Raw genomic sequence first — 8978 nt, forward strand, 5'->3', positions numbered from 1 at the left:
TTGATCAATGTGTTACATGAGTGTAGAGTTGGAGCATTACCAACCCTCCAACCGTAATGGTTGGCCGCAGGGAGCATTTAGGGCAGTTCGTGTCCTTGGAGCACTCGATGGTGATGATCCTGATCTCTTTTTGAGGTCGGTCGTCTGCTATCTGGAGTGCGCTCCTAATTCAGACCACTGTGATCATTGTCGCGTGCGGTTCCGTCAAAGGAACTAAGCTATGACGAACGTACCTCTTGCCCCCTTAGGCACCCCCTCCAAACTCGACATCCCGGACGCATTGTTCGCCCTCGTGCACCTTTTGGCACGCGAGGCAGCTCGTCTGGATTTTGCAGCCCGCTGCACCATCAACAATGGGGAGGCGGACAATGTCTAACCTCCCATTCCCCTCGAACGCTGTCTACCTGAGCGTCCGTCAAGTTGCCGAGACCTTCGATGTTTGTCCCAAGACAGTACGCCGTTGGATAGCCTCTGGCGACTTGCCTGCAACGCGCCTTGGCCGTGACTGGCGTATCGCCCGCACGGACCTCAAAGCCCTCGCGGCGCGTCGCGGCAATCATGTTCAAGGGCATGTCCTCTAATGTCCTCATTTGACCGCATAATTTTAGACTTCGGGAAAGCCCCCCTACGAACTTTGGCTACAAATTCGTCGCTTGGTTTTCCCGAATGTCCGCACGTGGCCCACCGAGGGTCAAGATGGGCGCAATCGTCCCAATCCCCTCTAATTTTCACTTCAAGGCAGAAAGGAAATCACATGCCTTATGACAACACTACCCCCGCAACTCTGGCCGACGCCATCGTCGCTCTGATGGCGGCTCCCGATCTTAAAGACACGCGTCGTCGCGATATGATCTCCTCGATCAATCGTATTGCCAAATACCTGAACCGCGTACCGGAAGACCTGCCAACGGACGTTCCTGCCCTGCGCAATCTGCTGGCAGGCATTCATCCGGTTCAGGCAGGTATCTCTGCCAAATCCCTCAGCAATGTCAAAACGGAGCTGACCAGGGCTTTGAAGATGTCCGGATACTTGCCGCCTGCTATACCCAAGGCTGAGCCCAACAGCGCATGGAAGGCCTTTCTGGCGGCTTGCGAAACCAAGCACCAGCGTCTCGCTCTGTCGCGCCTTGTGAACTACTGTGCAGCGCAAGCCATCGAGCCCGAGGCTGTGGATGACAAGGTGATGGCTGACTTCCAACAACACCTTGATGAGCGCCTCTTGGGTAAGGACCCGACCAAGCTCTGCAAAGAGATGGCTCAAACTTGGAACGGCATTGTCACTCGTCAGGGCTTGGACCTGACCCTGCTTAGCTACAAGAAAAGCGACCAATATCGCTCTCGCCCCCTCACCTCGTATCCGCAATCCATGCAGGATGACATTGCCAGCTATCTCGGCCGCATGCGCCACGCGGACCCGTTTGACGAAGATGGACCGGACAAAGCGTTGCGCCCGACGTCGTTGCGCAATACGGAAGCCCACCTGCGTCAGTTCCTTGACGCACTTGTTCTGGCCGGGAATGACCCCGATACCTTCTTGTCTCTGGCCGATGTGATCACAGCTGAGAACATGAAGCAGGCTTTCACCGCAACCATGAAGCGCCGTGGTCTCGATAACCCTAAGGATAGCGGGCTTCACAATATCGCGGCCACTTTGAAGGCAATTGCCCACCATCACCTCAAACTTCCGGAACAGGTATTGGACGCAATCAAGACGATCAAGAAAAGGGTTTCTCCCCATGTCAAAGGGATGAGCAGCAAGAACCGTGACCGTCTTGGTCAGTTCAATGACTGGAAGAACGTCGCGCGTCTGCTTGGCTTGCCGGAAGTATTGATGACCCGTGCCTTGGTTGACCCCACCTCGCGCACATCTGCGCTTCTTGCAATGCATGCGGTTGCCATCAGCATTCTTTTGTCTTGCCCCATGCGCGCCAAGAACCTTGCCCAACTCGAACTGGACACGAATGTCACCAGTCACCGCAAGGGTACGCACACGTTCTACACCATCCGTGTGGATGCTGAGGACGTGAAGAACAACGAGCACATCGAAGTGTCGCTTAATGCCAGTTGTTCGAGGTTGCTTCGTATCTACAACGACAAGTTCCGCCATCTGCTGACGCGTGCCAACGGACCTGCCCTGTTTCCCATGAAGGGCAATGGTGCCCCTCGTGACCCTTCTAACCTGAGCAAAGATATTAAAGCCCTGATCGATCGCGAGACCGGCTTGACGGTACATACCCACTTGTTCCGTCATCTCGCCGCGTTTCTCTATCTGCGCGAACGTCCCGGCGCTTTTGAGACTGTTCGCCGTTTGTTGAAGCATAAGACCCAGCAGACAACCATGACCTTCTACGCCGACCTCTCCAATCAGTGGGCACATGAGCATTATGACGATGTTGTGCTCAAGAAATGGGGAAATGATCATGACTAAGGCGATCACCATCGTTTTGAAGATCAAAGACTGGCCCCAGGCAGATCGCTCTGCCTGGGACGCGCTTTTTACAAAAGAGGTGTTCTTTGGTGACAGCGGACCCCTTACGCATTGGTCCGCGGGCAGTCACGCCAAACGCCGCCAAGGCTATGGCCAGTGGTTGTCGTTCCTGCTGCGTACCATGCCGGAATGTCTGTCCGCCCCGCCCGCAGCCCGCGTGACCAAGGAAGGGGTGAGGGCCTTTGTCGAAGAAGGAGAGGAACGTCTGGCGCCAATGTCCGTGCACAATCTTGTCTCGGATATTTATGTCGTGATCTGTGCCATGGCCCCTGAGACGGATTGGAGCTGGCTCAACTCGGTTTCCAAGAAGTTACTGAAGAAGGCAAAGCGCCACAGCCTGCCGCCACCGCATGATATTGCTGCAGGTGAGGTTCTGCGTCTCGCAATAGACTGGATTGAGCGTCACGACGGCAATGCTCGCTACGCCTCCAAGACACAGGCGATCCGCTTCCGTCAGGGCCTGATGATTGCCTTTCTTGTCAGCCGCCCAGTGCGCCGCCGCACTCTGTTGGCGACCTCACTCGAAGACCATCTCAAGGTGCAGACAGACGGCTTCCACCTCTACTATGAGGCCAAAGATATCAAAACCCGGAAGCCCTTTGACTTCCCCTTGCCTGAAGTCCTGATCCTTTACATGCAGCGCTATCTTGATGTGCACCGCCCACTCCTTCTGCAAGGCAAATCCAACAACGCGCTCTGGATCAACCAATATGGTGACCCGATCACACCAGACGGCTTCTCCCGTGAACTGCCCAAGGTGACAAAACGCGTGCTGGGGCTGGAACTGCGCCCCCACGCCTTCCGCCACATTGCAGCCACCACTATCGCCGAAGTGGATCCGGAACACGCAAACATCATTCGCGACGTTCTCGGGCACGCAACACTCAACATGGCCAACAAACACTACAACCGTGCAAAGGGCATCAGTGCCTGCAATGACTATCAGGATCTGATTGGGGCGCTGCAGAAGAAGGCGGTGAAGCAGGGTCGCACGTAAGTGGTATGAAAGAAGGGTTAATCAAAACCCGCCGTTCGAAACACTTGCAGCGAATGGCGGGTGTGAGCCCATTTTGCCGAATGCTGCGCACCGAACGAATGTCGGGTGTGCGTTTCGCTTGGAGGTGATTTGGCCACCCATACGCCTTCGCTAGGTGGCCAAATCAAAGCATCACTCGCTGCGGACGATCTCGCTGTAATCACCACGCAGTTGCAGGACTACGGTGATGTCGGCGTCGTCGCGGTTACGCCAGAACCAACCGTGGTCGCCTGCAAAGGGGGTCTCGAAGCTGCCTTCTCCAGATGTCTGACCACGGCCCCGCTCATAAGTCACATCTTCACCACCGGCATGGGCGTGAAGGTCGAAATTGATCCGTCCACCCGTTGCGGACCATGCGTAGGTCATGGTGGCCCCTTCTTCCATGGTGGCCTTGATTTCGGTGAACTCACCGGGGGCCAAGGTGAAGGTGATCTCGTCGGTCCAAGCTTCTTGTGCGTGGGCGGTGGAGACGAACAAACCGAAGATGTCATTCATCAGCGATGAGGACTCGTCACCACCATGCAGCAGTTCATCAGCGGCGGCTTCTGCGGCAAGCTGCTGCTTGATCTCACCCATCTCAGTCAGGCCGAGGATGCTGCCCACGCCTGTCGGGTCTGTGCCGTATTCGGCGGGGAGGTAGACGCAGACCCCGATGAACACAGCCCCGATACCAGCGATGATCGTGGAACGGCGCAGTTGTGCCTTTGTTGGCAGGTCTTCGAGTTTCGGTCTTGGTGCGTTATGCATAGTTCTCTCCAATCTTTATGTGCTGGCGATGTAGCCTGCGATTTGCTGGTATGTGAGCAAAACGCCGAGGCCGACCATGATGATGTTCGCGACAGTCGCCTGACGCATGAAGTTTGGGCTGCGTCGCCAGTATCCCATAACGATCAGGATGACGAACAGGGCCAAGAGTTGTCCGACCTCAACGCCCACGTTGAACGCCAGAAGGTTGGCCAGAAGCCCGTCTTCGGCGATCTGATATTCGAGGATTTTCGACGCCAGACCCGTGCCGTGGAACAGTCCAAAGATCAGTGTCGCCGCCTTGGTATTGGGCTGGAACCCTAACCACTTCTGGAAGGCCCCAAGGTTGTCGAGTGCCTTATAGACTACCGACAGGCCGATGATGGCGTCGATGATATAGGCGTTGATGCCCCAGCCGAACCACACGCCCAACAGCATGGTGACCGAATGGCCGATGGCAAACAGGCTGACGTAAATCGCCACGTCTTTCATGTGGTAAAGGAAGAAAACGACGCCAAGCAGGAACAGGATGTGGTCGTAGCCTGTCATCATGTGTTTTGCGCCCAGATAGATGAACGAGATGATATGCCCCCCGAATATCTCCTGGATGTAGCCTGCATCTCCAGGCGTCACGTCATGGGCATAGGCCGAGGTCGCGAATGCCATGAGCATTAGAACAATGGCGGTGAAGAGGGTCAGAGGCTGACGCATTGGATGCGACTGCTGCCCCGACCGATAAGATCGGTTTGGTAACATTGGATTTTCCGTTTGTTGAATGTGATGGTTTGGAACGCCCAGTTGGGCGCAGCATCACACACGTGGCGGTCGATCTAATCCGTAGTCTCTGCGGTCAGGCATAGCACTGTTTGCCATAGCCCAACTCGTGCTGGTTGGCATGATAGAACCCGCAGGTTCACGTGGCGGAAGAAACGCGATGTTGTGGTCATGGTCCGCGATCTCATGGCTGTGGCCATGGTAGGTATGCATCAGATCAACGATGTCTTCATGGGCGTGGACATGCTCCTCGATCTCGGCGTGATGTTCCGCGACAATCTTCGCCAGTTCGGTGAAGTCATGGGTGACCGAGCGGGAGTTCGCAGACAGCAGCATACCAACCGCCAAGGCGATGGTCAGTAGTCCTCTCATATATCTCGTGATTGCCCGTGTCATTCCGCCTGCTCTCGTGAGTCTTGGCCCACTTGCCTGATCCCCCCTAGGGGGTTACGTAACCCATATGACAAAACACACGACCCATGCAAGTCACCCTGCCATCGTCAAACGGCTGAAACGTGCCAACGGGCATCTCAACAGCGTCATCAAGATGATTGAGGACGAACAGCCCTGCGTGGACATCGCACAGCAGCTTCATGCCGTGGAGAAGGCCGTGCAGCAGGCCAAACGCACGTTGATCCAGGATCACATCGACCATTGCCTCGACGATGCACTGGTGGGTGCTGACGGGACCCCGATCACTGCTGAGTTCAAGGCAATCACCAAGTATCTGTAAGGACCACCCATGCTCTCTGTCCTCGCTGACCGCACCTACCGCCATCTGTTCCTGGCACAGGTTGTGGCACTGCTGGGGACGGGACTGGCAACCATTGCCCTTGGGCTGCTAGCCTATGATCTGTCAGGGGAACGGGCTGGCCTCGTGTTGGGCACGATCTTCACGATCAAGATGGTGGCCTATGTGGGCGTCGCCCCGATTGCAGGGGCCTTCGCCAACCGCTGGCCGCGCCGCACGATGCTGGTCAGCCTTGATCTTGTCCGTGCCGTGGTGGCCCTCTGCCTGCCTTTTGTGACCGAGGTTTGGCAGGTCTACGTCCTGATCTTTGCGCTGCAATCCGCTTCCGCCGCGTTCACGCCGACGTTCCAGGCCACGATCCCAGACATCCTCCCAGAGGAAGAGCGTTACACCCGCGCCCTGTCGCTGTCGCGTCTTGCCTATGATCTGGAAAACATCATCAGCCCGATGTTGGCCGCGATCCTGCTGACCTTCGTCAGCTTTAACGTCTTGTTCTTTGGCACGGTCATCGGCTTCGCTGGTTCTGCTCTGTTGGTCGTCTCAGTCCTGTTGCCAAGCCCGAAGCCAACAGAGCCAAGGGGCATCTACGACCGCACCACACGGGGGATGCGCATCTACCTCGCCACGCCACGTCTTCGTGGGTTGCTGTCACTAAATTCCGCCGCCGCAGCAGCGGGGGCCATGGTGCTGGTGAATACGGTGGTTCTGGTGCGATTCGATCTTGGCCTGGGCGACTCCCAAGTTGCAATCACCCTTGGAGCCTTCGGCGGTGGGTCGATGCTGGCCGCTCTGGTTCTGCCCAAGCTGTTGGACAACCGGCCTGATCGCCCGGTGATGATCGGCGGCGCAATGGTCTTGGTGGCTGCACTGTTGGCACTCTCTCTGATGACACTGGTTTATGAGATGCAATGGATACCGCTGTTGGTCGGCTGGTTCATCATTGGGATTGGTTATTCCGCCGTGCTGACCCCTTCAGGACGTTTGCTTAAACGCTCCGCCCACGCCGAAGACCGACCTGCCGTTTATGCCGCCCAATTTGCACTGTCCCACGCCTGCTGGCTGGTGACCTATCCGCTCGCGGGTTGGCTGATCACCGTTTCCGGACCAATGGTGGCGTTTGCAGTCTTGGCCGTGCTCGCGGGCTTCGGTGTGGTTTGCGGGATGGTCCTCTGGCCGCAGGAAAGCGGCGAACCGGTAACTCATTCGCATGACGATCTGCCAAAAGATCATCCACATGTGCACGATGGTCGAACCCACAGTCATCCGATTGTCATCGATGACTATCATCCGCATTGGCCGAGAGTGCGAGAACTGGGGAGCCGCTCAGAGCAATGAGATAGCGGAGCGGCCATTGGCGCAGGCGCGGCGAAATAGCGCTTTGTCCGCATAGCTACCTTTACGGTGTTCAGAATTGAATGTGCGCATTTGAGCTTTCTGTGATTCCGGCTGATTTGGTTCGTCTTATCTTGGGTGGGTCATCCCACGCTAACGTAAACATCTGTTTTCACGTCTTAAAAAATTGCAACTGGGTTGCAATCGAAAGTGGATGACGGGGGTGTTTTCGTGCCTATAATGGGTAGGGCCAATGCTATCCTGATGGAAAGGCCCTGCTCATGCGTGCTGCGATCTACGCCCGTTATTCAACCGATATGCAAAGTGACGCCTCGATCGAGGATCAACACCGCCTGTGTGTTCGCCTGATTGAGGGCAAAGGCTGGCAGGAGGCCGAGACCTATTCCGATCGGGGCCTGAGCGGTGCGTCGCACCTGCGCCCTGCCTATCAACGCCTGCTGGAAGACGCCCGCCATAATGCGTTTGATGTGGTCGTTTCCGAAGGCCTCGACCGGATCAGCCGCGACCAGGAACATATCGCTGCCTTCTTCAAACAAATGCGGTTTCAGGGGATCCCGATTGTCACTGTGGCTGAGGGCGAGATTTCTGAACTGCACATCGGGCTTAAGGGCACAATGAGTAGCCTCTTCCTCAAAGACCTGGCTCAAAAGACCCATCGCGGCCTTGAAGGCCGTGTGCGCAAAGGCAAATCCGCAGGCGGGGTGACCTATGGCTACGACGTCGTGGGCAACTTCCAATCAGACGGCGAAGTCGCAACCGGCGAACGTGGCATCAATGAAGATCAAGCCGCCGTGGTGCGCCGTATCTTTGTGGATTACGCCAATGGCCTCAGTCCTCGTGCAATAGCAGGTGCGTTAAACCAAAAAGGTATCGAGGGACCGCGAGGCGCCGGTTGGGGGGCCTCGACCATCTATGGCAACTGGCGGCGTGGCACAGGCATCCTGAACAACGATCTCTATCAAGGTCGCCTTGTCTGGAACCGTCAACGGTTCATCAAGGACCCGACGACAGGCAAAAGGCAGGCCCGTCTCAATCCACCGGAAGAGTGGATCATCGAAGATGTGCCTGATCTACGGATCATTTCTGCAGACCTTTGGGGGCGTGTAAAAGCCCGCCAGGAGGCCACACGCAGCACAGTCATCAGTGATGGTCTCAACCGTCCGGAGCGCGCCCATCGCGCCAAGCACCTGTTTTCCGGGATGTTGACGTGTGGGGCATGTGGTGGCGGGTTCATTCAGGTGGGCAAACACTATTACGGCTGCTCAGCAACGCGGAACAAAGGCACATGCGATAACCGGCTGACCATCAAACGGGAAGAGCTGGAAACACGCGTCTTGTCCGGCCTCAAAGACCAACTCCTGCATCCAGACCTCATCGCGGAGTTTGTCAGCGCCTATCAGGCCGAGCACAACCGCCTGACAGCGGAGGCCACCAAGGGTAAAGCCAAATCTGAGCGAGAACTAATCAGAATCACCGGACAGATCGACAAGATCGTCGAAGCTATCACCGAAGGCATGTTCCACCCGAGCATGAAGGCCAAAATGGACGCGCTGGAGGCGGGCAAGGCGAAGCTGGAGGCCGAATTGACCAATGCGGCGTCAGAGCCGCCGGTCTTGCTTCATCCGGGGCTCGCAGACCTTTACAAAGGGAAAGTCGCCACCTTGAGAGCCGCTCTGAATGAGCCGTCCGCCAAAGCGGAAGCGACCTCTATCATTCGCGGTCTGTTGACCGAGATCAGGTTGATCCCAGAGGACGGCGCGTTAGCCGTTGAATTGGTTGGGGAATTGGCAGGTTTGTTGGTGTTGGGTATGTCCCAAAACGAAGAAAGCCAC

General features: G+C 56.5%; 10 protein-coding genes. 8 read left to right on the plus strand and 2 right to left on the minus strand.

Annotated features, from left to right (window positions below):
- Positions 1-220 precede the first annotated feature (220 nt).
- Genes ABJI08_RS04400 through ABJI08_RS04415 form a run of 4 tightly spaced genes read left to right on the plus strand, consistent with a single transcriptional unit; the run spans position 221 to position 3485 of the window.
- Positions 221-376: a hypothetical protein gene (locus ABJI08_RS04400; protein WP_348400614.1), complete on the plus strand. Its 156-nt coding sequence runs from the start codon at positions 221-223 to the stop codon at positions 374-376.
- Positions 369-581, plus strand: a complete 213-nt coding sequence (locus ABJI08_RS04405) for a helix-turn-helix domain-containing protein (RefSeq protein ID WP_348400615.1) — start codon at positions 369-371, stop codon at positions 579-581. Before ABJI08_RS04400 ends, ABJI08_RS04405 begins: the two co-directional genes overlap by 8 nt.
- Complete coding sequence (locus ABJI08_RS04410) at positions 581-2428, plus strand: tyrosine-type recombinase/integrase (protein WP_348400616.1); 1848 nt, start codon at positions 581-583, stop codon at positions 2426-2428. The genes ABJI08_RS04405 and ABJI08_RS04410 overlap by 1 nt, the downstream gene beginning before the upstream one ends.
- Positions 2421-3485: a tyrosine-type recombinase/integrase gene (locus tag ABJI08_RS04415; protein WP_348400617.1), complete on the plus strand. Its 1065-nt coding sequence runs from the start codon at positions 2421-2423 to the stop codon at positions 3483-3485. The genes ABJI08_RS04410 and ABJI08_RS04415 overlap by 8 nt, the downstream gene beginning before the upstream one ends.
- 171 nt (positions 3486-3656) lie before the next feature.
- Here ABJI08_RS04415 and ABJI08_RS04420 read toward each other — a convergent pair whose 3' ends face one another.
- Positions 3657-4271 carry a transmembrane anchor protein gene (locus tag ABJI08_RS04420; RefSeq protein WP_348400618.1) on the minus strand — a complete coding sequence of 205 codons (615 nt, stop codon included), beginning with the start codon at positions 4269-4271 and terminating at the stop codon, positions 3657-3659.
- Between the two features lie 15 nt (positions 4272-4286).
- On the minus strand, positions 4287-4940 hold the full coding sequence (locus ABJI08_RS04425) for a HupE/UreJ family protein (RefSeq protein WP_348400623.1): 654 nt from the start codon (positions 4938-4940) through the stop codon (positions 4287-4289).
- A gap of 273 nt (positions 4941-5213) precedes the next feature.
- On the opposite strand from ABJI08_RS04425, the gene ABJI08_RS04430 reads away from it, so the two are divergent.
- The 4 genes from ABJI08_RS04430 to ABJI08_RS04445 form a co-directional block, all read left to right on the plus strand.
- Positions 5214-5405 (plus strand): hypothetical protein, encoded by a 192-nt coding sequence (locus ABJI08_RS04430; RefSeq protein ID WP_348400619.1) that lies wholly within the window; start codon positions 5214-5216, stop codon positions 5403-5405.
- Positions 5406-5502: 97 nt separating this feature from the next.
- The gene (locus ABJI08_RS04435; protein WP_348309596.1) at positions 5503-5775 is read left to right on the plus strand and encodes a metal-sensing transcriptional repressor; all 273 of its coding nucleotides are present in this window, start codon (positions 5503-5505) and stop codon (positions 5773-5775) included.
- A gap of 9 nt (positions 5776-5784) precedes the next feature.
- Entirely contained in the window at positions 5785-7128 is a 1344-nt protein-coding gene (locus ABJI08_RS04440) for an MFS transporter (RefSeq protein ID WP_348400620.1), read from the plus strand.
- A gap of 278 nt (positions 7129-7406) precedes the next feature.
- On the plus strand, positions 7407-8978 hold a 1572-nt coding region (locus tag ABJI08_RS04445; protein ID WP_348400621.1), incomplete at its 3' end, for a recombinase family protein.

Source organism: Shimia sp. (assembly GCF_039969785.1).
GTDB lineage: Bacteria > Pseudomonadota > Alphaproteobacteria > Rhodobacterales > Rhodobacteraceae > Shimia.